The sequence below is a fragment of the Acinetobacter sp. WCHAc060025 genome, from assembly GCF_004209355.1.
In the GTDB taxonomy this organism is placed as follows: Bacteria; Pseudomonadota; Gammaproteobacteria; order Pseudomonadales; family Moraxellaceae; genus Acinetobacter; species Acinetobacter wuhouensis.
This window is the reverse complement of the sequence record NZ_SGSX01000005.1, coordinates 1-25,204: the sequence shown is the minus strand read 5'-3', so window position 1 is coordinate 25,204 and position 25,204 is coordinate 1. Positions and strand designations below refer to the sequence as shown.

At 39.2% G+C, this 25,204-nt stretch carries 28 protein-coding genes; 17 read left to right on the top strand and 11 right to left on the bottom strand.

Going from position 1 to position 25,204, the window contains the following annotated elements:
• Positions 1-21: 21 nt before the first annotated feature.
• The 8 genes from atpB (at position 22) to EXE09_RS05315 (ending at position 6,715) form a co-directional block, all read left to right on the top strand.
• On the top strand, positions 22-897 hold the full coding sequence (gene atpB, locus EXE09_RS05350; RefSeq protein WP_068975643.1) for a F0F1 ATP synthase subunit A: 876 nt from the start codon (positions 22-24) through the stop codon (positions 895-897).
• A gap of 84 nt (positions 898-981) precedes the next feature.
• On the top strand, positions 982-1,227 hold the full coding sequence (atpE, locus tag EXE09_RS05345) for a F0F1 ATP synthase subunit C (RefSeq protein WP_000424060.1): 246 nt from the start codon (positions 982-984) through the stop codon (positions 1,225-1,227).
• A 39-nt stretch (positions 1,228-1,266) separates the two neighbouring features.
• A complete protein-coding gene (locus EXE09_RS05340; protein WP_068975644.1) occupies positions 1,267-1,737 on the top strand; it encodes a F0F1 ATP synthase subunit B in 471 nt (156 codons plus the stop codon).
• Positions 1,738-1,748: 11 nt separating this feature from the next.
• Positions 1,749-2,285 carry a F0F1 ATP synthase subunit delta gene (locus tag EXE09_RS05335; RefSeq protein ID WP_068975645.1) on the top strand — a complete coding sequence of 179 codons (537 nt, stop codon included), beginning with the start codon at positions 1,749-1,751 and terminating at the stop codon, positions 2,283-2,285.
• 59 nt (positions 2,286-2,344) lie between these two features.
• Positions 2,345-3,889 (top strand): F0F1 ATP synthase subunit alpha, encoded by a 1,545-nt coding sequence (atpA, locus tag EXE09_RS05330; protein ID WP_068975646.1) that lies wholly within the window; start codon positions 2,345-2,347, stop codon positions 3,887-3,889.
• Positions 3,890-3,977: 88 nt separating this feature from the next.
• Entirely contained in the window at positions 3,978-4,847 is an 870-nt protein-coding gene (gene atpG, locus EXE09_RS05325; RefSeq protein WP_068975647.1) for a F0F1 ATP synthase subunit gamma, read from the top strand.
• Positions 4,848-4,873: 26 nt separating this feature from the next.
• Positions 4,874-6,268 carry a F0F1 ATP synthase subunit beta gene (atpD, locus tag EXE09_RS05320; protein WP_004831984.1) on the top strand — a complete coding sequence of 465 codons (1,395 nt, stop codon included), beginning with the start codon at positions 4,874-4,876 and terminating at the stop codon, positions 6,266-6,268.
• 27 nt (positions 6,269-6,295) lie between these two features.
• On the top strand, positions 6,296-6,715 hold the full coding sequence (locus tag EXE09_RS05315) for a F0F1 ATP synthase subunit epsilon (RefSeq protein ID WP_068975648.1): 420 nt from the start codon (positions 6,296-6,298) through the stop codon (positions 6,713-6,715).
• A 308-nt stretch (positions 6,716-7,023) separates the two neighbouring features.
• Here EXE09_RS05315 and EXE09_RS05310 read toward each other — a convergent pair whose 3' ends face one another.
• Positions 7,024-8,121 (bottom strand): DNA cytosine methyltransferase, encoded by a 1,098-nt coding sequence (locus EXE09_RS05310; protein WP_130116581.1) that lies wholly within the window; start codon positions 8,119-8,121, stop codon positions 7,024-7,026.
• Between the two features lie 221 nt (positions 8,122-8,342).
• On the opposite strand from EXE09_RS05310, the gene EXE09_RS05305 reads away from it, so the two are divergent.
• Entirely contained in the window at positions 8,343-8,645 is a 303-nt protein-coding gene (locus EXE09_RS05305; RefSeq protein WP_130116580.1) for a hypothetical protein, read from the top strand.
• 3 nt (positions 8,646-8,648) lie between these two features.
• Here the strand turns inward: EXE09_RS05305 and EXE09_RS05300 are convergent, their stop codons facing one another.
• Entirely contained in the window at positions 8,649-9,092 is a 444-nt protein-coding gene (locus EXE09_RS05300) for an ATP-binding protein (RefSeq protein ID WP_130116579.1), read from the bottom strand.
• Positions 9,093-9,190: 98 nt separating this feature from the next.
• Here EXE09_RS05300 and EXE09_RS05295 point away from each other — a divergent pair, with 98 nt between their 5' ends.
• The gene (locus EXE09_RS05295; RefSeq protein WP_068975652.1) at positions 9,191-9,655 is read left to right on the top strand and encodes a hypothetical protein; all 465 of its coding nucleotides are present in this window, start codon (positions 9,191-9,193) and stop codon (positions 9,653-9,655) included.
• A 29-nt stretch (positions 9,656-9,684) separates the two neighbouring features.
• Here the strand turns inward: EXE09_RS05295 and EXE09_RS05290 are convergent, their stop codons facing one another.
• The 5 genes from EXE09_RS05290 to EXE09_RS05270 form a co-directional block, all read right to left on the bottom strand.
• Positions 9,685-10,338 carry a hypothetical protein gene (locus EXE09_RS05290; RefSeq protein WP_130116578.1) on the bottom strand — a complete coding sequence of 218 codons (654 nt, stop codon included), beginning with the start codon at positions 10,336-10,338 and terminating at the stop codon, positions 9,685-9,687.
• Positions 10,339-10,520: 182 nt separating this feature from the next.
• Complete coding sequence (locus EXE09_RS05285; protein ID WP_087554109.1) at positions 10,521-11,066, bottom strand: glutathione peroxidase; 546 nt, start codon at positions 11,064-11,066, stop codon at positions 10,521-10,523.
• A 168-nt stretch (positions 11,067-11,234) separates the two neighbouring features.
• Positions 11,235-11,762, bottom strand: coding sequence for a hypothetical protein (locus tag EXE09_RS05280; RefSeq protein ID WP_130116577.1), 528 nt, complete (start codon positions 11,760-11,762; stop codon positions 11,235-11,237).
• Positions 11,763-12,018: 256 nt separating this feature from the next.
• The gene (locus EXE09_RS05275; RefSeq protein ID WP_068975682.1) at positions 12,019-12,765 is read right to left on the bottom strand and encodes an AraC family transcriptional regulator; all 747 of its coding nucleotides are present in this window, start codon (positions 12,763-12,765) and stop codon (positions 12,019-12,021) included.
• Between the two features lie 56 nt (positions 12,766-12,821).
• Positions 12,822-14,066 (bottom strand): MFS transporter, encoded by a 1,245-nt coding sequence (locus EXE09_RS05270; protein WP_130116576.1) that lies wholly within the window; start codon positions 14,064-14,066, stop codon positions 12,822-12,824.
• A 139-nt stretch (positions 14,067-14,205) separates the two neighbouring features.
• Between EXE09_RS05270 and EXE09_RS05265 the strand changes: the two genes are divergently transcribed.
• Together EXE09_RS05265 and EXE09_RS05260 are read left to right on the top strand one after the other, a co-directional pair.
• Positions 14,206-14,862, top strand: coding sequence for a TetR/AcrR family transcriptional regulator (locus EXE09_RS05265; protein ID WP_087554106.1), 657 nt, complete (start codon positions 14,206-14,208; stop codon positions 14,860-14,862).
• A gap of 134 nt (positions 14,863-14,996) precedes the next feature.
• Positions 14,997-15,881, top strand: coding sequence for a DMT family transporter (locus EXE09_RS05260; protein ID WP_130116680.1), 885 nt, complete (start codon positions 14,997-14,999; stop codon positions 15,879-15,881).
• A gap of 423 nt (positions 15,882-16,304) precedes the next feature.
• Here EXE09_RS05260 and EXE09_RS05255 read toward each other — a convergent pair whose 3' ends face one another.
• Genes EXE09_RS05255 through EXE09_RS05245 form a run of 3 tightly spaced genes read right to left on the bottom strand, consistent with a single transcriptional unit; the run spans position 16,305 to position 19,257 of the window.
• A complete protein-coding gene (locus EXE09_RS05255) occupies positions 16,305-16,874 on the bottom strand; it encodes an L-threonylcarbamoyladenylate synthase (RefSeq protein WP_130116575.1) in 570 nt (189 codons plus the stop codon).
• Between the two features lie 46 nt (positions 16,875-16,920).
• On the bottom strand, positions 16,921-18,066 hold the full coding sequence (gene dprA, locus EXE09_RS05250; protein ID WP_130116574.1) for a DNA-processing protein DprA: 1,146 nt from the start codon (positions 18,064-18,066) through the stop codon (positions 16,921-16,923).
• Positions 18,067-18,105: 39 nt separating this feature from the next.
• On the bottom strand, positions 18,106-19,257 hold the full coding sequence (locus EXE09_RS05245; protein WP_130116573.1) for a LysM peptidoglycan-binding domain-containing protein: 1,152 nt from the start codon (positions 19,255-19,257) through the stop codon (positions 18,106-18,108).
• A gap of 123 nt (positions 19,258-19,380) precedes the next feature.
• Between EXE09_RS05245 and def the strand changes: the two genes are divergently transcribed.
• The 4 genes from def to EXE09_RS05225 all read left to right on the top strand — a co-directional run bounded on the left by def (position 19,381) and on the right by EXE09_RS05225 (position 23,006).
• On the top strand, positions 19,381-19,911 hold the full coding sequence (gene def / locus EXE09_RS05240; RefSeq protein ID WP_068975662.1) for a peptide deformylase: 531 nt from the start codon (positions 19,381-19,383) through the stop codon (positions 19,909-19,911).
• A 111-nt stretch (positions 19,912-20,022) separates the two neighbouring features.
• The gene (locus EXE09_RS05235) at positions 20,023-20,535 is read left to right on the top strand and encodes a DUF2946 family protein (RefSeq protein ID WP_130116572.1); all 513 of its coding nucleotides are present in this window, start codon (positions 20,023-20,025) and stop codon (positions 20,533-20,535) included.
• A gap of 68 nt (positions 20,536-20,603) precedes the next feature.
• A complete protein-coding gene (locus EXE09_RS05230) occupies positions 20,604-22,658 on the top strand; it encodes a TonB-dependent copper receptor (protein ID WP_130116571.1) in 2,055 nt (684 codons plus the stop codon).
• A 33-nt stretch (positions 22,659-22,691) separates the two neighbouring features.
• Positions 22,692-23,006, top strand: a complete 315-nt coding sequence (locus EXE09_RS05225) for a DUF4199 domain-containing protein (protein WP_130116570.1) — start codon at positions 22,692-22,694, stop codon at positions 23,004-23,006.
• 70 nt (positions 23,007-23,076) lie between these two features.
• Here the strand turns inward: EXE09_RS05225 and EXE09_RS05220 are convergent, their stop codons facing one another.
• Entirely contained in the window at positions 23,077-24,285 is a 1,209-nt protein-coding gene (locus EXE09_RS05220) for an oxygenase MpaB family protein (protein WP_130116569.1), read from the bottom strand.
• A gap of 85 nt (positions 24,286-24,370) precedes the next feature.
• On the opposite strand from EXE09_RS05220, the gene EXE09_RS05215 reads away from it, so the two are divergent.
• Complete coding sequence (locus tag EXE09_RS05215) at positions 24,371-24,976, top strand: TetR/AcrR family transcriptional regulator (protein ID WP_130113277.1); 606 nt, start codon at positions 24,371-24,373, stop codon at positions 24,974-24,976.
• The last annotated feature ends 228 nt before the right edge of the window (positions 24,977-25,204 follow it).

Genomic DNA, 25,204 nt, shown 5'->3' with positions numbered 1-25,204 from the left:
TACATTGACCAGGTGTGATTTATGGCTGCTGAAGAACATGCCCTTACTTCGACCGAGTATATCAAGCATCACTTGACCAATATGACCTATGGCAAAATGCCAGACGGTACATGGAAATTGGCAGAAAGTGGTGCTGAAGCTCAACAGATGGGGTTCACTGCTATTCACTTGGATTCAATGGGTTGGTCTATCGGACTTGGTTTGATTTTCTGTTTGTTGTTCTGGTGTGTAGCGAAAGCTGCAAACTCTGGTGTTCCAACCAAGTTCCAGTCTGCAATCGAAATGATTATTGAGTTTGTAGATTCAAGTGTTCGTGATACTTTCCACGGGAAGTCTCGTTTGATTGCACCGTTGGCACTAACCATTTTTGTGTGGATTTTCCTCATGAACTTAATGGATTTAGTACCTGTAGATTTCATCCCACATTTAGCTACGCTTATTGGTAGCAACGTGTTTGGTATGGATCCACATAGCGTGTATTTCAAAATTGTACCTACTACAGATCCTAACATTACCCTTGGTATGTCTTTATCTGTATTTGCTCTTATCATTTTCTACAGTATTCGTGAAAAAGGTGTGAGCGGTTTCGTAGGTGAATTGGCGCTGAATCCGTTCAATCCTAAGAATCCAATCGCTAAAGCGCTTTTAATTCCATTTAACTTGCTTTTGGAATTGGTAACTTTCCTTGCGCGTCCAATCTCTTTGGCTCTTCGACTTTTCGGTAACATGTATGCAGGTGAGTTAATCTTCATCTTAATCGCGTTACTACCGTTCTGGATCCAATGGGCATTGTCTGTGCCATGGGCGATTTTCCATATTTTGATTATCACCCTGCAAGCATTTATTTTTATGATGCTAACCATCGTTTATCTAAGCATGGCAAGCGAAAAGCATTAATGGTATTACCTAACTATCAACCGGTGGTTAGGTACAGTTTTTTTAACTTAATTTGGTATAAAACCTAACCTCTGAGGAATTATCATGGAACTCACTTTAGGTCTAGTTGCAATTGCATCTGCTATCTTGATCGCTTTTGGTGCTTTAGGTACTGCGATTGGTTTCGGTCTTTTAGGCGGTCGCTTCCTTGAAGCTGTTGCTCGTCAACCAGAATTGGCTCCACAACTTCAAACTCGTATGTTCTTAATCGCGGGTCTTCTTGATGCTGTGCCTATGATCGGCGTTGGTATTGGTTTGTTCTTCATCTTCGCAAATCCATTTGTAGGTTAATCAGCTTAATTCCTAAATTAAACCATTGAGGAATTTGCAATGAATATCAACCTCACATTGATTGGCCAAGCGATTGCATTTGCGATTTTTGTCGCATTCTGCATGAAGTTTGTATGGCCACCACTAATCAATGCGATTAGTGAGCGTCAGCGTAAAATCGCTGATGGCTTAAATGCTGCTGAAAAAGCAAAAGCTGATCTTGCTGATGCGCAAGCACAAGTGAAGACAGAAATTGACGCAGCAAAAGCACAAGCGGCTCAATTGATCGAACAAGCGAACCGCCGTGCGGCACAATTGGTCGAAGAAGCGCGTACTCAAGCATCTGCTGAAGGTGAGCGTATTCGTCAACAAGCGAAAGAAGCTGTTGACCAAGACATCAATTCTGCTCGCGAAGAATTACGTCAACAAGTTGCTGCTCTTGCAGTTGCTGGTGCAGAAAAAATTCTGAACCAACAAGTTGACGCAGAAGCTCATAATGCCATGCTGAATCAGCTGGCTGCTAAACTTTAAGAGAGGCGAATATGGCTGAACTCTTGACGTTGGCACGCCCATACGCTAAAGCAGCATTTGCTTATGCATCTGAGCAAAATGCAACTGACTCTTGGTCACAAGCATTACAAGTGCTCAGTGCTGCGGTGCAAGATGAAGCATTCTCCGCTTATTTAAATCGCCCTGAGTTGACACCTGTTGAGCAGGTTGCACTTTTTGCGAAAGTTTTAGGTGAACAGCAAACTGAAGCAGTGTCAAACTTTTTGACACTTCTTGCTGACAATGGTCGTTTGACTTTGTTACCTGAAATTGAAGCAGAATTTGAACAACTCAAATCGCAAAATAACAACACTGTTGACGTTGTGATTGAATCAGCTTTTCCGCTTGATTCAGTACAAGAACAGAAGTTGGCTCATGCGTTAGAAAAACGTTTGAACAGCGCTGTGAAAGTTACAGTAGAAGTAAATCCAGCATTGATTGCTGGTGTTGTTATTCGTGCAGGCGACCAAGTGATAGATGATTCTGCGCTTAGCAAGCTTGAAAAAATGCGTACTCGTCTTTTAGCGTAATTGTTAACAATCACTGCAAAGACGAAGACTGAACTAATAAAAGATTGAGGTATAGCGCAATGCAACAACTGAATCCATCCGAGATCAGTGCGCTCATTAAACAGCGTATCGGCGATCTGGACACCAGCGCGACCGCTAAGAACGAAGGAACCATTGTTATGGTTTCCGACGGTATTGTGCGTATTCACGGCTTAGCTGATGCTATGTACGGTGAAATGATCGAATTCGACGGCGGCTTATACGGTATGGCACTGAACCTAGAACAGGATTCAGTGGGCGTCGTTGTTTTAGGTAACTACTTAAGCCTTCAAGAAGGCCAAAAAGCGCGTTGCACAGGTCGTGTATTAGAAGTTCCGGTTGGTCCAGAACTTTTAGGCCGTGTAGTAGATGCTCTTGGTAACCCGATTGATGGTAAAGGCCCAATTGACGCAAAATTGACTGATAAAGTTGAAAAAGTTGCACCTGGTGTAATTTGGCGTCAATCAGTGGATGAACCTGTACAAACTGGTTATAAATCAGTAGATACAATGATTCCAGTAGGCCGTGGTCAGCGTGAGTTGATCATCGGTGACCGTCAAACTGGTAAAACAGCGATGGCGATCGATGCGATCATTGCTCAGAAAAATTCTGGCATTAAATGTGTTTACGTTGCAGTTGGTCAAAAACAATCAACGATTGCAAACGTTGTACGTAAGCTAGAAGAAACTGGTGCTATGGCGTATACAACTGTTGTAGCAGCAGCGGCAGCGGATCCAGCAGCAATGCTTTTCCTTGCTCCGTATTCTGGCTGTACAATGGGTGAATACTTCCGTGACCGCGGTGAAGACGCTTTGATTATTTATGATGATTTGTCTAAGCAAGCTGTTGCTTACCGTCAAATTTCATTGCTTCTTCGTCGTCCACCAGGTCGTGAAGCGTATCCTGGTGACGTATTCTATCTTCACTCTCGTCTTCTTGAGCGTGCTTCGCGCGTTTCTGCTGACTACGTTGAGCAATTCACGAAAGGTGAAGTTAAAGGCCAAACTGGTTCTTTGACTGCATTACCGATCATTGAAACTCAAGCGGGTGACGTATCTGCATTCGTACCAACAAACGTAATTTCGATTACAGATGGTCAGATCTTCCTTGAAACATCATTATTCAACTCAGGTATTCGTCCTGCAGTGAACGCGGGTATCTCTGTATCTCGTGTTGGTGGTTCAGCGCAAACTAAGGTCATCAAAAAATTGTCTGGTGGTATCCGTACTGCTTTGGCTCAATATCGTGAATTGGCAGCGTTTGCTCAGTTCGCTTCTGACCTTGATGAAGCAACTCGTAAGCAACTTGAACATGGTCAACGTGTAACTGAATTAATGAAGCAAAAACAATATGCTCCATATTCAATTGCTGACCAAGCTGTTTCAATTTATGCATCTAACGAAGGTTATATGGCTGACGTAGAAGTGAAGAAAATCGTTGCATTTGATGCTGCGTTAGTTTCTTACTTCCGTGCAGAACATGCTGCGTTAATGCAAAAAATTGATGAGACTGGTGCTTGGGATAAAGATATCGAAGCAGCATTCAAAGCTGGTATTGAAAGCTTTAAAGCGACTCAAACTTACTAATATTCAACTTAGTTGGATTTAGTGTTGGTTTGGTTCACGGATCAACCTTCGAAAGCTCGAAAGGGCTTTCGAATACTAGGTTAAGCGTATGGCAAATTTAAAAGAAATTCGCGCCAAAGTAGCTAGTATCAAGAGCACGCAGAAGATTACTCGAGCGATGCAAATGGTAGCAGCTTCTAAGATGCGTCGTGCGCAAGAGCGCATGGCTCAGGGCCGTCCGTATGCCGAAAATATGCACCGTGTAATTGCTCATTTGGTACAAGCGAATCCTGAATACAAACATCGTTATATGGTTGAACGCCCTGTAAAACGCGTTGGCTATATCATTGTTTCTTCAGATCGTGGCCTTGCTGGTGGTTTGAACATTAACTTGTTCAAAAAAGTGGTTAAACACGTACAACAGCAACAAGAGCAGTCAATTGAAGTTCAATTTGCTTTGATTGGTCAAAAAGCGGTTTCGTTTTTTAAAAACTACGGCGGTAAAGTGCTGGGTGCAACAACCAACTTAGGTGATGCTCCAGGTCTTGAACAGTTAACTGGTTCTGTACAGGTGATGTTAGACGCATTTGATAAAGGCGAATTAGATCGTATTTATCTTGTGTCAAACGGCTTTGTCAATGCCATGACTCAAAACCAAAAAATCGAACAACTTGTTCCTTTAGCTGCTGCTGAAGAGAGCGAGGGTCTAAACCGTCAATACGGTTGGGACTACCTATATGAACCAGAAGCTGAAGAGCTTTTAAATGGTTTATTGGTTCGTTACATTGAGTCTATGGTGTATCAAGGCGTGATTGAAAACATCGCGTGTGAGCAGTCTGCTCGTATGGTTGCAATGAAAGCTGCAACTGACAACGCAGGTGACCTCATCAAGAGCCTACAACTCATTTATAACAAGCTGCGTCAAGCCGCGATTACTCAGGAAATTTCTGAGATCGTTGGTGGTGCCGCTGCCGTTTAACATTATTTTGAATTGAGGAGACAGCAATGAGTAGCGGTCGTATCATTCAGATCATCGGCGCGGTTATCGACGTCGAGTTTGAACGCAACAGCGTTCCTAAGATCTATGACGCTCTCCAAGTTGACGGTACTGAAACTACTTTAGAAGTTCAGCAACAACTTGGTGATGGTGTAGTTCGTACCATCGCAATGGGATCTACTGAAGGTCTTAAACGTGGTCTAAACGTATCTAACACTGGTGCGCCTATTTCTGTACCTGTAGGTACTGCATGTTTAGGTCGTATCATGGACGTTCTTGGTCGCCCAATCGACGAAGCTGGTCCTGTAGCGACTGAAGAGCGTTTACCGATTCACCGTCAAGCACCTTCTTATGCTGAACAAGCTGCTTCTACTGACCTTTTAGAAACTGGTATTAAAGTCATCGACTTGCTTTGCCCGTTCGCTAAAGGTGGTAAAGTTGGTTTATTCGGTGGTGCCGGTGTTGGTAAAACTGTAAACATGATGGAATTGATCAACAACATCGCGAAAGCTCACTCAGGTTTATCTGTGTTTGCTGGTGTTGGTGAGCGTACTCGTGAAGGTAATGACTTCTATCACGAGATGAAAGATTCTAACGTTCTTGACAAAGTAGCAATGGTCTACGGTCAGATGAATGAGCCACCAGGTAACCGTTTACGCGTAGCGTTAACTGGTTTGACGATGGCTGAATATTTCCGTGACGAGAAAGACGAAAACGGTAAAGGCCGTGACGTTTTATTGTTCGTAGATAACATCTACCGTTATACACTTGCGGGTACTGAAGTATCAGCATTGTTAGGTCGTATGCCATCTGCAGTAGGTTACCAACCTACACTTGCAGAAGAGATGGGTGTTCTTCAAGAACGTATTACATCGACTAAGTCTGGTTCTATTACGTCTATCCAAGCAGTATATGTACCTGCCGATGACTTAACAGATCCATCGCCTGCAACTACGTTCGCTCACTTGGACGCGACTGTTGTATTGAGCCGTGACATCGCATCTTCTGGTATTTACCCAGCGATCGATCCACTTGACTCTACTTCACGTCAGTTAGATCCACTTGTAGTCGGTGCTGAGCATTACGAAATCGCTCGTTCAGTTCAAAACGTTCTTCAACGTTATAAAGAATTGAAAGACATTATCGCAATTCTTGGTATGGACGAATTGGCTGAAGAAGACAAACTTACTGTATACCGTGCACGTAAGATCCAACGTTTCTTCTCTCAACCGTTCCACGTAGCTGAAGTGTTTACTGGTGCGCCTGGTAAACTTGTACCGCTTAAAGAAACAATTCGTGGCTTTAAAGGTCTTCTAGCTGGTGAATACGACCACATCCCAGAACAAGCGTTCTATATGGTTGGTGGTATTGACGAAGTGATCGCTAAAGCCGAGAAGCTTTAATTAGCAACTCTAATTTAGGAGATTCACATGTCGACTATGCAATGTGACGTTGTAAGTGTTAAAGAGTCTTTGTACTCAGGCACTGTAACAATGCTTATCGCAAAAGGTGCTGGCGGTGAATTGGGTATTATGCCTGGTCACGCTCCGTTAGTAACTTTACTTAAGCCGGGCGCGATTCGCGTTCTGCTTGAGAACGGTACAGAAGAGTTAATCTATGTATCTGGTGGTGTACTTGAAGTTCAACCGCATGTTGTAACTGTTCTTGCAGATACAGCTGTACGCGCGGAAAGCCTTGATGAAGCTGCAATTATCGAAGCACGTAAAAATGCTGAACAATTGTTAGCAAATCAAAAGAGCGACTTGGACTCTGCTGCTGCTTTGGCTGCTCTTGCAGAAACTGCTGCTCAGTTGGAAACCATCCGCAAAATCAAAAACCGCGCTCAATAAGACGCAGTTTGAGATTGAAGAACCGTCCGAAAGGGCGGTTTTTTTATGTTCTAAATATTGGTCAATTAGACGGAAATTTGTTTAAGTTGAAAAATGAACCATGGATTTGATTTTAAAGAAGAGATAGATTGGGCTTATTTACGAATAGTAGGGAGGATGAATCCGCCCTATTATAAAATCATGCGGGATGTATTCAAATTCAACATGATTCAGCTTTGGCTGACTATAAGTTAAACCTGAAAACGGCATTTAAATACAATACCGTTTAAGATGGTAGAATTATTTAAAAATACAAGTAGCTAATATCGCTACTTTTCCAAAGCTTTTACCATATTCTGAGCAATTGCACGGATGACACTCACCGCGACAGAATTCCCGAATTGTTTATACAATTGGGCATCCGAAACACCGGCTTCTCTGGCTTTAATCACCAATTCATCTGGGAAACCTTGTAGTCGTGCTGCCTCAATAGGGGTTAATTTTCTCGGGTTCTTATTTTCACCTTGTGAAATCAGAATTTCAGAACCATCTTTATTGTAACGCGCAGAAATAGTATTGGTGTAAGCTGAGTTTTCATCGACCATTGAATAGCCAAAACCATTGCCTTTTCTGGCATGCTCTAGTTTACGACGCTGATGTCCTTCCCATAAACGATCGGAAATCGTATATTTTTCAGCAACATTCTTTTCTAAAATATCACCGACTTTGGTTGCGATATTTAAAGGTTCAGGAAAGTGAAATTTGTTATAAGCATCCTCTTCAAGAAAGCCAACAATATAAATTCGTTCTCTATTTTGTGGTAAGCCAAAATCTTTGGCAGCCAAGATTTGATGATGAATTTGATAGCCTAAGTCATTTAAATGCTTACAAATGACTTTAAATGTATTGCCTTTATCGTGACCTTTTAGACCTTTGACATTTTCCAGTAGAAAAGCGCGTGGTTTTTTTATTCTAATAATTTCTTCGATATAAAAGAACATCGTTCCACGCGTATCATCGAAGCCTTTACGTTGACCTGCTTGGCTAAAGGGTTGGCAGGGAAAACCAGCGAGTAACACATCAAAGTTTGGAATTTCACTCGGTACAATTTGGGTAATGTCACCCGCGGGTAAGTCATCGTAATATGCTTGATAAGTTTGTTTGGCAAATTTATCAATTTCTGAACTAAATACGCACTCTCCACCAAGTTCCTGAAAAGGTAAGCGAATACCGCCAATGCCTGAAAATAGATCAATGAATTTAAAGTGATTTTCCAATGGAGAAAGCAGGTCTGTCGTATTCGAATTTTTTAGATTTTTAAATAATAATTCAGCGACATAGTCTTGAATGCAAATATTCCGTTTCGCACATTCAATACGAAGATCATGATGAAGTTGTTCGTTTAATTTAATGTGGATTTGCTTCATTTTAAGCACGGTGGAAGTTTATAGCTTGGGTATAGAATCTTACCAGGGCATCTGATTTTTGTAAATGTTGCATTATTCATAATGTATTGGTTTTCATGATTGCTCAATCAATGTGCTGAATAATTTAGACTTAATCAAAAATGAAATGATGCCTTTTATCGCAATTTTTTGTATAAATGGAGATTAAGTAATTCCCTCTATGTTTAATGGCTGATTCGACGATGTTAAAACTGATTGATCAACAACCCCACTTTTGGGAACTTTACCAAAACCAAGACCAATATTATTTGAGCATCGCTGTGGATATGAGTTCTGTAGTATCGTGTTGGGATATTCAACTCACAGACTCAGAAGCGGAAGAGTTCAGACAACAGGGTAGAGTGGCGATTGAAGATTTGACCAATGCAATTGTTGCAGAAACCTATCGTGGTGATTTTTCCAATTTAGAAGCGCGTGCTGTTTCTGAACAGATTCAACAAGAGATTCAAACTGCATTTAAAGCTTGGCGAATGGCAACACGTTAATTTTTATTCAGATATGACATGAATTGCAAAGCCATCATTTTCAACCAAATTGACTTTAAATAACTCGTCAAAGCCTTCCGATTGTTGTGGAATTTCTAAGCGTTGCAAAGTTGCTCTCACGCCTTTTTCAGGGATATTGGCTTTGCCTTCACGTTGTGCATTACGTTGTAAAGTGCTGTGCAGATTTGTTTCAAAATAATATGAAATGATTTCAAATTCGGCATCTTTGGCACGTTGAATATAACGCGCACGATCAATACGTGTCATGTTGGTATTATCAATGACCATCTTGGTTTTAGAGGTGAGAGCAGCCTCAAATAAGATATTTTCACGATGTCGTGTTTTCAGCATATCTAGGTTTAAACGCAGATGTGTGTGATAGAAATATTGCTGATAAAAAGTTGATTTACCAGAAGCTTGAACACCTGTAAAAATAATCAGTTGCATGTAATGACTACAAAAATACGTTCATTTCGACATTAAAGCATGCAAATGTATTTGCTACAATTTCTCCAATATAACAATCAATTTAAACGTAAAAGAGAATGAAAAACTATTTTAAGTTCAAAATCTTATTATCAGTCGTCATGTTGAGTAGCTTTACTGCTTGCCAGCAACAGTTTGTGACGACTCCGAATTTACCCACGGAGGCAAGTTTGGTTGCTGATTCAGTTGGCAATGGTTTAGAAACAGAGCTTAATATTGATTATGTAACGGCATTTAAAAATTTAAAGTCAGCTTATAGCCGTTGTGTGGCATTTACTGGCGAAAAAGATTTTGTATTTACAGACAATAAATTAGAAGAAGATTTAGAAATGGGGACATTATTTGCTCGTACAGAGGGTGGTGCATATTTATCCAAGGCTTTAATTGAATCGATTGGACAAAATAAAACACGTATGACGCTATTTTTGCCATCAAGCTATAAGTTTGCCCAAAGCCGCTTAAAGTTAGATGCTCAACGTGCTTTGGGTAAAGATCCAATGTGTAATGTCGCCAAACCTATCTAATTTAAATGATGAATGTGTGGATTTAAATTTTAGCTTTTATCTTCTGATTGATTTGAAGATTGTTCTGAACCCGCTGAAAGCAACACCATTCCAGCAAGTTTCATCATATCTGTTTGGATCAAATCCATTTGCTTTTCGATTTTATTAAAATCAACTTTGGAAATATCCAAGTCACCATTTAACAGTGATGAGTTTAAAACTTGTTTATTGGCACTCAATACCTGTTGGCGAATATTGTCAATTTCTTGTGTTTTTAAATCTAATGAAATCAAGGCAGTATTAAAACCTTGTAATTGACGAGTGAGGTCTTTCACTGTTTGTTGTAGCTGTAGGTGATCCTTAGATTCAATCGCTTGTTGTAACTCTGTCTGAGCCTGTTGCAACTTTTCAACATAATTGCCTGTTTTCAATTGCACATCGGCAACATCACGTGCGATATAAAACATATTGCCTTGCTTTAAATCAGCCGTGTTTTTATGAGCGGCTTGATCATGATCGGTGGATGCTAAATCTTGATGATCATCATGGATTTGTTCATTTTGAGGGTGATTATTTTGTGCTGATTCAATTTGGGAATCGTCATCTTGACGTGATTGTTCGATGGGTTGATTACACCCTAAAAGGAGTACACCTGAAGTAAAAATAATAAAAGGTAATACTGCACCTTGTAAGAGCTTTTTCATCATTATCCAAAATTAAAATTGATTGGCTATTTGAATACTATAAGTTGGAAAAGTGTAGGGAATGAGGATTGTTGCAAAGGGCATACAGTTTGTAACGATATCAATCTATTATGCGTAAATAAAAAAATAAGAGCGTGATCAATCACACTCTTATTGATAAGAATTTCTATTTAAATGTGAAATTATTTTGCTAATTCAGCTTCAATTGCTTGAACAATACGTGGGTCATCAGCTGTAATATCTGGCGCAAAACGCGCTACGATTTCCCCATTTTTATTGACTAAGAATTTTTCAAAGTTCCATAACACTTCAGGTTTTGGATTTGGTGTTAATCCATAATCAACCAAGTCTTTCCACCAAGGGCCTTCACCAATACGTTCAGGAATCGCATGAATCAATGTGTCGTATAGCGGATGTTTATCATCACCTGCAACTGAAATTTTAGCGAATAGCGGAAAGTCTACATTGTAGGTCAATGAACAAAATTGTTGAATTTCATCATTAGTACCTGGTTCTTGAGCAAGGAAGTTGTTGGCAGGGAAGCCTAAAATTTCTAAACCTTGCGCTTTCTTTTCTGTATAGAGTTTTTCTAGACCTTCATATTGAGGTGTTAAACCACATTTAGATGCAACATTGACAATGAGTAATACTTTTCCTTGATACTGGTTTAAGGTTGTTGCTTCACCTTTGATGGTATTCACGGAAATATCATAAACAGAATTGCTCATCTTTTTATCCTTTGAAAGTGAGAGAAATTTATGTGTAGGTTGTTTAATGTTTTAGCGATATTCTAAGATTTCAGCAAGTTACATTTGTATCTATGTGGTAATAAAAAAAGCAGATCATGTGATCTGCTTTTGAATATGAACAGTTGAAACGGAATTATTTACAACCAATTACGGTGCTGCATTGATTTTAGCTTGTAATGCTTGCATGTCTGTCATCAAGCTTTGCTGTAGTTCAGTACCTTTCTTTTGAAGATCCATAATTTTTTGCGGATCAGGAGAACTCGCTAAACCAGCTTCAGACATTTCTACACCAAGTTTGTTCGATTCTTTCATTTTGTCACGGATAGAAGCGACTTCAGAACTCTTAAGTGTTAAGCCATCTAGGTCTTTGTTAAAACCGTCTACATAGGTTTTCATTTTATCAACAACGCCTTTCAGCGCATCTTTATCACCTTTTTGTGCAGCTTGCATCACTTCAGTTTGAAACGTCAGTGCTTCTTTAGATTTCTCTACAGAAATTGCTTGGATTGCAGTGAAGTCACTTTTAATGTCTGCAATGTTGTTGCTACTGAGTGAAACTGCTGCTGCAGCAGGTTTTGCATCCGAGCCAGACGTTGTAGCATCAGCAGGTTTTTTGTCACATGCTACTAAAGCAAATGTAGATGCAATGAATGTTGCAAGGAGTAATTTTTTCATTATTGAAACCCTTCATTATTTAAAATTGTTAAGAACTTGAAATTAATTTGTATGTAAAATAAACAAATTCAAGATGCAGATTTATTCGCATAAGAGCGAAAATGCCCACTTTTAAAGCATTTTTCTATAGATTTTTTGTATATATACTTATTAATAGGGTGAAAAATGCTGATAGAAGCCTTTATTCTAAAGCCTAGCTGTTAAATTCTGATATTTGAAATATATGATGTTGCTCTTATGATTTGTATCATGATTTTTAAAGATTTCGCATTTGTGCAGGTGTTTGACCTGTATAACGTTTAAAAAACTCAATGAAGCTTGAGCTATGTTGATAACCCAAATCTAAACCAATTTTTTTAATAGATTGACCTTGTTGAATGCATGAGATGGCATAAATAATTTTGGCACGATTACGCCATTCAGAAAGGCTAAGTTGAAGTTGTTCCTGACTGAGTCGAAGCGCATGCCGTTCGGTGATTTGAAAGGGATCTAACAGTTCTTGCATGCTTTTATGAAAGCGTGAAGTGTCTGCGAGACAATCTAAAATAGGATTTAGAATGGGGTGATTACTCTTGGGTAAATAGTGCTCGTAGCAGGAACTGTGTTGGATCTGATCGACAACCAATTGCAACAAATGTTCATAATATTGTGGAATTGGGATGCCTTGTTTTTGTTGATCTAAAATTTCTTCAATGGTTTGCTTAAGATAGGGACGGACATTTAAGGTTCTGGTTTTATCGGCGAGTTGACTGCACAATCGAGGATGAATCCGAATACATATATAATGGGTCTGTTGATCATTGACTCCTGCACAGTAATGATGCGTTTGTGGAGGAATCCACAGACCATAACTCGGTGGTGACAGATAAATTTCATCTGCAATCGTCAGTTCTAAAGTGCCATTTAAACTTAAATTAAAATCACCCCATAGATTAGAATGGGGTGTGATGACATCATGTTTTTGGTAGAAGAATTCTTCTACTGAAATCAAATCTGCATACATGGGCGGGTCTATATCGATGTCAATTTTTTTTTGCATTTGGTTATTTAAAAAAATAACTAATTCTTACATGGCACAGGGTTTAGCTCTGCTTTTGGATTATTCAGCCCACGACTCAGGGTGAATATAGAAATAAAAGCTAAAATGATAAAACTCAGTACACTATACAACAAAATATTGGCATTAAAATGGTCTACTACATAACCACCAATCAATGCACCAGTTGCAATCATGACTTGGAAAAAGCCAACAAATAACGGCATTCCTTTTTCAACAGCATGTGGTGCGTGTAGAAACATCCAGATATTCGCTGTTGTTGGGAATGCACCAAAGGCAAAACCCCATAACGCGGTCAGAATAAATGCACCTGAAATATGTATAGCAAATAATGGGAAACCAAAGAATACAATCGCAAAACAGATCGCCACAAAGGCAAAAGTATATCGGACGTTTAAGTTACCACTATAACCTGCGAAAGCATTGCCAAAAATCCCTGCTATACCAAATAATAAGAGTAATGAACTGATAGTGGTGTTGTCAAAACCAGCAGAGTTTTTAAAGAATGGGGTTAAATAACTATAAGATGAAAAATGAGCCAAACCAATCAGCAAGATAATAATTAAACCCTGTCTTGCTTTGTTAATGCGTAATAAAGCAGGCAAATCTCTAAAATGAATCGCTGATTCTGGTTTTAAGTTTGGAATAAACTTAACCCCCAATGCGACGACGAAAAAGCCAATGATAGAGGTGATTGCAAACGATGTACGCCATCCATAAGCATTGCTCAACCATGTTCCGATCGGTACACCTAAGACTGTGGCAAGGGTTACACCCGCCATGACTGTTGCTGTGGCTTTAGCAATCGGTAAATGTGTTGGTGCTAAACGACCACTCAAAGCAATTGCGGTTGCCCAAAATCCACCAATGGCAAAACCGAGAATAAAACGACTGAGCAATAAAATTTCAAAATTGGGTGCAATGGCGGTGACTGCATTGGCTACCACCATGGTCGCAGCGAGTGCCAATAACAAATAACGTCGGTCTAAATTTTTAACCAAAACAGGTAGGAGTGGTGCAGCTAAGGCAGCCATGATTCCAGGTAGGGTGATGACCAGACCTGCTGTGCCGACAGAAACATTTAAATCCGCAGAAATATTATTGATCACTCCGATGGGGAGAAATTCACTGGTGACAAGAGCAAAAGCAGTAATGGCAACTGTCAATAAAGCAACCCAGCTGCCTTGGCTACTGGGGGGCGTTTCTAAGTCTTGTGGTTGCGTATCTTGTGGTTGCATCATATTCATGAGGCGATTTCCTGTCTGGCGATAGTTTGCTTGGCTTGTTTTTAATTCATTAACGATCGTTATAAAAATAAAATATTTGATTGTTTTTTGATTGTCAATTAATTTAATAATGTTCGTTATAAAAATATATGTGAAGTTTATGGCAAATTCAGAAGAGCATATTCAAGTCTCAGAAAAGCAAGATATTCATCCAGAATTGAAGCGACGCCGTGGTCGCCCAAAATGCTTTGATGAGCAGGAAGCTTTACAAAAAGCCATGATGCTCTTTTGGAAATATGGTTATGAAGCGACTGCGATGAGTGATTTAACCAAAGCCCTAAACCTCACAGCACCGAGTATTTACAGTACCTTTGGAGATAAATCACAGCTGTTCCATGCATGTTTAGATTATTATTTAAAACATGAAGCCTGTTCACTGGACTTGATTTTTCAACAAGCTGAGACTGCGAAAGTTGCGATTGAACTCTATCTCTATGAAAATCTAAAAAAATTGTTGCAACAGGATAAACCGACAGGTTGTATGTTAGTGACTGCAACGATGAATTGTTCAGAGCAACATCAGCCTCTTCAGCATGATTTATTGTTAAAAAGACAACAGGTTAAAGAAAAAATTTATCAACGCTTACAGCAGGGTGTTGAAGATGGTGATTTAAGCTCAGATGCTGATATTCAAGCCATGACGGATTACTATGTGACAGTGATTCAAGGCTTGACTATGCAAGCACGTGATGGTGTTGCGATAGAGCAATTGGAGAATGTTGTGACTTTGGCACTTAAAACATGGACATTGTTTTAAGCTTGGAAAGAATAACATGTGTCTGAAATCCGCTATTGATGTCTGAAATACGATATTTAAATTAATTCCGACTTCTTTGATAATGTTTAAAACAACCTTGAATTGCTAAAATTATGTACACCAATAGTAAATCGATGTGGTGGGCAGTCAGCTTACCGATCTTTGCCGTTTTAATCTGGTCAATGAATATTGCTGTAACACGCTATGTTTCGGATTATATTTCGCCTGTCAGCATTAGTTTTTATCGTTGGTTGGTGGCATTCGTTATTTTAACACCGTTTATGTTGCCAAAAGCGTGGCAGCAACGCCAACTCATTCAACAGCATTTTATGCAATTTGCTGTATTGAGTGCTTTTGGTATGGTGTTGTACCAAGGTTTAGCTTATAGCGCGGCGCACTATACGACAGCAACCAATATGGGGATTATCAACGCTTTTATACCTGTATTTACGATTTTTGTTTCAATCCTCATTCTTAGAGAAATTCCGAATCGTTTCGCTGTCGTCGGAAGTCTTTTGTCTTTCTTTGGGCTACTTTACGTCATTAGTCGAGGAAGTTTCGCCAACCTTGCCCAATTGGGAGGGCATTGGGGCGATGTACTGATGGTGATGGCAGTGTTCTTTTATGCTTTTTATGGGGTATTCCTAAAAAAATGGCAGTTAAAAGTTCCCTTACTGATTAGCTTATATGTGCAAATTGCATTTAGCTTGGTCTATCACTTACCGTTTATTCTGTATTTCGGCTTGGATTCAATTAATCATGACAATGTTGCCAGTGTGCTTTATGCAGGTATTTTCCCATCGTTGATGGCACCTTTATTGTGGATGCTCGCTGTGCAATATCTTGGTCCTAACCGTACCAGTATTTTTATGAATTTGATGCCCGTGTTTACCGCTATTATTGCTTTTTTTTGGTTACACGAAGATTGGACGGTTTCACATACAATCGGTGGGGTAATTATTTTACTCGGAATTGCATTGGCGCAAAAAAAGTCACTTAGTGCCAAAAATAGTACATAAGTCGAATAATTTTAGGTTGTTTTTGGTGGAAAAGTATGCAATTAAACTCAAATTTAAAATATTTTTAGTACTCAATTTATTCGAAAATAATCATCCAATTTATTTAAAAAGTTAAATACTAAAATAAATTGAATTACTTAATTTTATTGGTTGATCGAATTTTCTTTGTATCGCAGGTTTGAGGCTAAGTATGTGAAGATTAATACATTTGTATTAAAAAAGTATTTGTAGCATAATCTTTCTATCGAGATTGATTAAGTTTTACTTAAACTAAAATCTCAATCAATTTGTCATACCCTCTGGATGTGGTTAAACGCATCCTTTTTTATGCTCAGCCAACCCTATATATGGCTGAGTTTTTTTTTGCTTTTTTATTGAAAATATTAAAATTTGTCATGTAATTTATATTGTAAAAGTAAAGTATTAAGCACGAATAATTGCACCTGTAGATGCATCAATAATTTTACTTGGCTCACGACTTAAACCTAAATCACCATTTAAATAATTGAGATCAGAACCAAAGTATTGGTTTGCCTCTTGTAATGATCGAGCAGGCTCTAAACCTGCGGGATTAGCACTGGTTGAAACAATGAATCCATTAAATGCATTACAAAGCGCGGTGCATAAAGGATGGTTGGTGACACGGACAGCCACTTGAGGGTGGTCGCCTTTAATCCATCTAGGAATTTGGTCATCGGCAGGGAGTAACCATGTGGTGGCACGTTCTGTTTTTGAACGTTGAGTCCATGAGTGAATGATTTGTTCACGAATGGTAGGATCGATATCAGTGAGCAAATGTTCAACTTGGGAAAGTTGTCCAGCCAATAAAATGACGCCTTTTTCGATTGGACGTTGTTTTAGTTTTAAAATCTCTAAGAATGCTGTTTCATTATAAGGGTCACAGCCCAGACCCCATACTGCCTCTGTTGGATAAGCCAATACTTTACCTTGTTGAAGAACTTGAGCAGCTTCAGCAACTGAGGTTGTAATCATTGAGATTCACCTTGTCCATTATTTGAGTAAAGGACTATTGTGAACCTTAATGACTCGCTCGGCAACGTAAGTAACGTCCAGACTGTTGAATACACAGTCCTAAAAGTTCGAGTTCCATCAGGTAACTGGTTAATTCAGCAGTATTTAATTGTGATTTTTCAACCAGTGAATCTAAATCTTGCCCAATCCAATCAAGCGACTGATAAAGACTAAATAAATGTGCTGGAATTTCAGGTGATAGTCTGACTTCTGCACGTTTTTCAGTATTTTCAACATGTTGTTCGCAATGCCACTGTGTAGGTAAAGCGAGGTCTTCAACAATTTGTTCAGGGTGGTCGACCAGAATTGCGCCTTCACGGATCAGTTGATGACAGCCTTGATGATGCTCACCATAAATATGTCCAGGGATCGCGAAAATGATTTTACCTTGTTCTGCCGCAGTTTGCGCCGTGATCAACGAGCCACTGCCCAATTGTGCTTCTGCAACCAGTACCCCTAAACTCAGCCCGCTGACGATACGATTGCGATAAGGGAAGTTTCGTTGAATAGGTTGGGTTTCAGGCAGATATTCAGTAATGACTGTGCCTGAGTTTTGCAAAATTTGTTCTTGTACATGCTTATTTTGACTTGGGTAAATCAGATCTAAGCCTGTTCCAATCACAGCAATGGTTCGATGATTTTTTAAGCCACCCATATGGGCTGCTTCATCTATGCCTTGTGCTAAACCACTGGTGATAAAAAAGCCTTTTTCACTAAGATAATAGGCAAAATCATAAGCCACTTGTTTACCATGTGGGCTAGGTTTGCGACTGCCTACAATCGCGATTTGCGGTTGGCTTAAGTTTTGGAAAGAACCTTTGCCAAATAATATCGGCGGATGATTGTCAAAAGCTAAGAGTTGCTGGGGGTAATGAGGATCTGTGTCTAATAGAATAAAATCAGTATGTTGTTTTATTTTATCAATACAAATTTGAAATTTAGCTTCGCCGTTTGAGCTTAAATACTCATTGGCTCGTTCAATATGACTTTTATGAATTTTTAGTTCAGACCATCGCGCTAAATTTTCAGCTTGAATTGCCTGTTGAATAGATCCGAAATAAGTTTCTAATTTTCGAAATGCGCTGAGTGAATGTTGAACCAAATACCACAGTTTGATGGTATTGAATTGATCATCGGGTATTTGATTCAACATATTCAAATCACACTATATAGAGATCGTTTTTGACAAAACTCAGTTGTCAGAAATTGCAGGCGGTCGGATGTCCGCACCAATTTTGATTGGCAAGCTGCTATCTAAGATATAGGCATAGCTGAGATGGTCAAAACTTTTGAAAATCATTAATGTACCAATATGTTGACCTGGTAATTTAATTGTTTCTTTGGTTTTTGGATCGCGCACAGTTTCACCTTGTTGGTAAATACTAAATACCTGACCTGACTGAGCCCCTTGTAAACTACCACGGTCAATGGTGACGACACTGTATTGTGCTGCCGTGCCAATCGAACCTTGAACACGAACGACTTTGCCACCAGAAGCCACTTGATTGGTTGTTGTTGGGTAAAATAGGCTCGGTAATTCAGCATCATAACGTGGTAGGACATAATCACCTTTACGGACTTCAGCATTGTAGCTATCCGTCAGTTCAAGTGTGGTGACATCATTTTCAGATGCAGAAGCAACCGCTGAAGCAACTTCAGTTAATTCAAGCCCTGCATTGAATTTTTTACCTTCCGCATTTACAAATGTATAAGGTTTACCTTCACGGTAAACACCATAGCGCTGTCCGACAACTAGACCATTACCACGTGCATAAACAGTTTGACCTGCACCTGTAATGACGCGATTATCTGCCGCACCCACGGTATAAGGAATGTTTTGTAAAGATTCTGGATTGACCACAATACTGTGTTCTAACCAAGGTTTAATATCTGATAATGGAATGACTGAAATCGCATTATTGATTGATTCAACGCGTACTTGAGGTCGTAAAGATGCACCACCTTGATGACGACGGATAATTCCTTCACAACCATCACCTTCATCAACCCCAATCAAAGGACGACCATCCAGCGTACAAAGCAATAATTTATCGCCAGGATAAATCCAATGTGGATTTTTTACATGCTTATTGCTTGCCCAAATTTCAGGCCAACGCCACGGTTTACTCAAAAATTTTCCTGAAATATCCCACAGTGTGTCGCCACGCTTCACCACATAGACATTTGGCGCATTGGCTTTGAGCGCAGGTGGGTTAGTATTCGGGCTTGCATGTGTTGCTTCCATGTAAGTGAATCCTGCACTTAAACATAGTGTTACAGCAAGGAAGTGCTTCTTGAACCCCTTGGCATGAAAGTTCGTTATGCCAGATAAAACCTTTTTCATTATCATAATTCCTAAAATTATGTATCTATATGCGTTATAATACGCATATTACAGACATTTTTTTAATGAAGCACACTCTTCATTTAGTTTTAAGATCAATGGCATAGCAACAGAGGATTCAGTATGGCCTTATTACCTATTTTAAGTTTTCCTGATCCCCGTTTACGCACCATTGCAAAACCTGTCGATACAGTGACTGACGAAATTCGCCAATTAGCTGCCGACATGTTTGAAACCATGTATGAAGCACCAGGTATAGGTCTGGCTGCGACACAGGTCGATCATCATATCCAACTCATCGTCATGGATTTGTCTGAAAATAAAGATCAACCAATGGTGTTCATTAACCCCAAAGTAACGCCCCTTACAGAAGAAACATTACCTTATGAAGAAGGTTGCCTCTCTGTCCCACAAATATACGATAAAGTTGAGCGTCCGTCACGCGTAAAAATTGAAGCAATTAACCTTGAAGGCAAAGCTTTTGAGCTAGAAGCGGATGAACTTCTTGCTGTTTGTATCCAACATGAAATGGATCACTTAAATGGTAAGTTATTTGTCGATTATTTATCTCCTTTAAAACGCCAACGTGCGCGTGAAAAAGTCGAAAAAATTGTGCGTCAGCGTGAAAAGCAAAAAGTGCCCGCGAAGCGTTAATGATTAGATTCTGAATTAAGTTTTTGAAATTTTAGTATTTAACATTTTCTGTTGTTTACAAAGCCCAATTTTGATTGGGCTTTGTTATACTTGTCGCCGTAAAATGTTGAGATGAACGTTTTGTTGAGATTAGGCTTACTGTTGGGTTTTGCCGCAGTATTTTTACAGATTGCTGTATTTCTACAGCCTTTGCTACCGAAGCAATATCAAATTGCTCCGGTCTGTGAAACTATTTCTCAAGCTTTAACCGAAAGTCATTTCTATGAAAAGCATCAACAAAGTTCGCACCATCAACATCATTTAGCATCGCATGATTTTGTATTAGATAATTCTGTACCAGGTAGTTCTGTAATACACGGTTCTGCGATGAATCAGCTTTCAGCTCATGCCGATCATCACGTTGAAACTTCTACAAGTTCTCATCACCATGACGCGGGTCATCAGTGCCAATACTGTACAGTGTATGGTAATTTGGTTTTACCGCCTGAACTTGAAGTCAAAGAAGTTTTAGATCGTATTCAAGTTCGTTTATTTGCATTTCAAAAAGCATTTCGCCATGTTTATTTTGTTCTGCAACGCCTATTTCTGCTCCCTCAAGGGCGAGCCCCACCCGTTTTCGCTTAAATCACAACATGTTTTCTAGGGTCTTGACTGACTCCAGCCTTGTTTTAACCAGATTTAAGAGAAAGAAAATGTCTCAGCCTCAATTTTTTTTACAGCCTTTAGCGGCTGCGATTTGTATTGCTTGTTATTCATCAATTGCCTTTGCTCATGAGCAAGAGAACACAACGCAACTTGCCCCGATTGTAGTAACTGCACAACTGAATAATGATGCCAATGGTCTGATTATCCATGCAGATCCAAAACAGCCAATTCAACCTGTGCCTGCAACTGATGGCGCAGACTATTTACAAAGTATTGCTGGGTTTAACTCGATTAAAAGTGGTGGAACCAATGGTGATGTCACATTCCGAGGTATGTTCGGTTCACGCATTAAAATTTTAACCGATGGTAGTGAAAATCTCGGTGCTTGCCCTGCACGTATGGATGCGCCAACTTCGTATATTCAACCTGAAAGTTTTGATCGAATTTCAGTGATTAAAGGACCTCAAACTGTTCAATATGCCAATACAGGCTCTGCTGCCACGGTTATTTTTGAACGAGAGAAGCCTCAATTAGAAGATAAACCTTATCAAGGTCAAGCCAGTGTTTTAGTGGGTTCATTTGGACGTTTGGATCACAACATTGAAGCTACGGTCGGGGATAGCAAAAAATATATTCGTTTAAATGCCAATCGTTCAGAATCGAATAGTTATAAGGATGGTGATGGTAACTCTGTTCCATCTTCGTGGGAGCGTTGGAATACAGATTTAGCACTGGGTTGGACACCGAATGACGATACTTGGATTGAGTTGACGGGTGGTAAAGCCGATGGTGAAGCTGAATATGCAGGTCGTGAAATGGATGGCTCACAGTTTGCACGTGAAAGCTTAGGGCTACGTTTTGAAAAGAAAAATATCACCAATGTGATTAGAAAAATCGAAGGGCAGGTGAACTATAGTTATAACGATCATGTGATGGATAACTTTAGTTTACGTACACCTGAAATGAAACATGATCATATGACTCATGAAATGTATTTAGATAAATCTTCTATGCAAGTGACACGTCGTACTTTAAACACACGTCTTGCGATGACTTCAGAGTGGGATAAACTCAGCCTGATTACAGGTGTGGATACCCAGCAGAATCACCATGCAGGTGCTATGACATCTCGTATGATGGATATGCCTTTGGCGACCAATATGAAGTTTCATTCATATGGTGCATTTGGAGAACTTGCTTACCAATTTAATGATGCCTATAAATTGGTGACAGGCGGGCGTATTGATCAAGTCAAAATTGATGCACTCAAACTCAATGATGAACGTAAAGAAACACTTCCGAGTGGATTTATTCGTTTGGAGAATCAACATCCTGAACATAATGCCAAATCTTATATTGGTTTGGGTTATGTAGAGCGTGTACCTGATTATTGGGAGTTATTCAGTACAGCTCATGGTAATACGGGAATGCCTACGCCAGCTTTTAATGATTTAAAAAATGAAAAGACTTTGCAGTTGGATCTAGGTTATCAGCATCAACATGGTGCATTCAGCTCGTGGGTATCGGCATACGCAGGATTGATTAACGACTATATTTTAATGAGTTATCATAATCATCCAACTTCAGGTGGACATGATCATGGTTCATCATTTAGTGCTGGTGCTAAAAATGTCGACGCAACCATTGCAGGTGCTGAAGCAGGTGTGGGCTATCAATTTGCTGATACGATTCAAGCAGATCTAAGTGCTATGTATGCTTGGGGTGAAAATACAGATACGAATAAGCCATTACCGCAAATTGCACCCTTAGAGGCTCGTTTGAATGTACGTTATGTACAAGATAAATATTCATTGGGAATGTTGGTTCGTACTGTGGCAAAGCAGGATCGTATTAGCCTAAATCAAGGTAATATCGTGGGCTATGACATGGGTGAGAGTGCGGGTTTTACCACTTTGGCGCTGAATGCTTCATATAATATTCAGAAAGATTTAAATCTTGCGATCGGTGTGGATAATGTTTTGGATAAAACCTATACCGAACATTTGAATAAGGCAGGCAGTTCAGGCTTCGGCTTTGCTTCGAATGAGCAATTTAACAATACAGGACGTAATTATTGGGCGCGTCTGAGCATGAAATTTTAATTCATTGAAATATTTTAAATTTGAGGACTTTATATGAGTAATGACAGCAATAAACTCTCCCCTGAAAAATCATTTTGGGGATGGCCACTCTTGGTTGTTGCGATTATTTTAAGCTGTATTTTTATGGGAATTTTCTATTTGGCAATAGAGAATGAACCAGATTACATGCCGAGTAAGCAACAGAAATCAGTTCAGCCACATGATATGTCGCAAATGAATCAAGACATGAAGCATGACAATATAGCGCATGAAGGTATGAATCACGCTTCGATGAGCCAAGAGGATATGACAAAGATGGATCATATGAATGCTTCAGCTTCTGAGCCAATGCATGGTCATCATCAATAAATTTTAAATAGTTAGATCAGTGAAGAATAAGGAAGCGAACATGCTTCCTTATTTTTTAATTTTGAAAAGGCTACTGATGCATACTTGCCAATTGCTTTCCTGCATTTTGATAAAGTTCTAGGCTGTATTCCTGTTCTGCACGACCATGTTTTTGTAAATAACGATCCAAAACACCAATATGCTTTGCACCATTATAGAGAACGGTGTTCTTCGCCATGAGATAGAATGGATACCAAGCGAGGGTGCGTGGTTTTAACCCCAATTTTTTCATCTTTTTGGGGCCAATAAAGAGTTGAGTGACATCTAAGTGATTTTGGTAAGCTTTTTTCTGTAAAAAGGTATTGAAATGTTTGTATTGACGTTCGAAGGGTTCTTTGGATAGTCCTTTTGCCAAAACTCGACTACTTTCATCAACCTTTGGATGGGCAAAATCCAACCACTGCATCCATTTCCATGCTTCTGATTCTTTATCAACGAGCCATTTATCATCGATGCCCATAAGCCAACCAGCATATTTCCAAAAATGCATAATGGCTTCGGATTCCGCTTTGCTTGGGAATATCCCAATCGCACGAACTCCAATCAATAATACAGCACTAAATGCAATATTGGTCATGGCTTGATCGTATTGATTGATTGGCTCACCCCAAACTTCTCGATCCCAATCTTTAGATTTATTCAGTTGATAACGGACTAAAGAATGAATGAAACGGACATAAACTGTTGATGTAAAACCCTCATTAAAACGAGAGAAACTATTGGGTTTATTGACATCTAGCCACCATTTATGTGTTTCAGCCAGACGCTTCCCTGCATATTTGCTCAATGCGCCCGTCGCAATCAAAGGCTGATTGAAGCCTGGATATTGATAACCAGTCATTAATGCCAAATCACGAAGAATATAAGTTCCGTTAGCACCTAGTCGATGGGTAAATTGAATGGCAGTTTCAATTTTAACAGGGTCAAACCACATTGGTTTTTTTTCAACTAGATTAAAAAACTCAGTGAGGACAGGCTCTTCTTGAGGAAGTTTGTCAATACCTTGATAAAGCGCAGTTTCAAATAACTTACGATTTTGGCGAGGATTGGTCATGACCCATTGTATGACTTTATCCATCGGAACATCGCCCGTTTGTAAGGCTGTATTTAAGGAAATGTATTCTTCATAACTGGGTTGAGCTTGCTGATTTGTCAAATAATTAAAAATTTTAAATTTAATATTATTTCGTGACATTTTTTCAAAAGGTGCTAAACGCGTCGGTTTAATTAAAGTTTGCATTTCTCGTTTGACCTGTTTATTGTTTAATCAAACTCTAATATGAATAATTATTCGCATTCAATTCGCATTTGAATGAGGGCGCATGATGAGAAAAAAACCACAACAACAACGCGCAAAAATGATTGTTGAAAGCATTCTTGAAGCGACTCAAATATGTATTGCTGAACATGGATTGCTCAATGTGACTACACCTAAAATTGCTGAAAAATCAGGTGTCAGTGTTGGTTCGATTTATCAATATTTTGGTAATAAAGAAGAAATCATTCAGGAGCTTTTGCGCCGTAAGAGTGAGCAACTGGGTTTGGCGCTCAAGCAGATTGCGATTAGCCAAGAAGATTTAACGATCAGAGAAATTATTCCACTTAGTATTCAATTCGGTTTTGACATGATGAAAGCCGATGACGGCTTCTTTATAGAAGTGTTGAAACATTGGCATGGTTATAACAATTCAGATGCTTCCAAAATTTTAGAAAAACATTTTTATGAAGTCGGTTTATACGTATTTAGTCGGTTTTTTAAAGATTGGAGTTTTGAGACACTCAAGAACAAATCTTTTGTCATCATCAATAGCACTTTATTTACCATGATGCGTTATGTCAGTAACAATAATTTTTTGATTTCAGAACAACAATTGAAAAAAGAACTGACCACGATGATTTTGGCTTATTTAGAGATTGATTCAAAACTGTAAAAGTCTTAGATGAGCTATAACCTAAATCGACCGATGAATTTAAAATAGGCAGTAAAGAACTCTTATATAGACATTCCTTTAAAAAATAGCGTTTACAGCGTGATTGTTCCTTGTAGAGCGTAAATAACAGGAAAAAATATAGTCATGTTCTATTGATTTGAAACTTGTCGCGGTGAATACGCTGCATAACACGGTTGTATTTTTAAGCAAAAAAGTAGAATTTTGAAT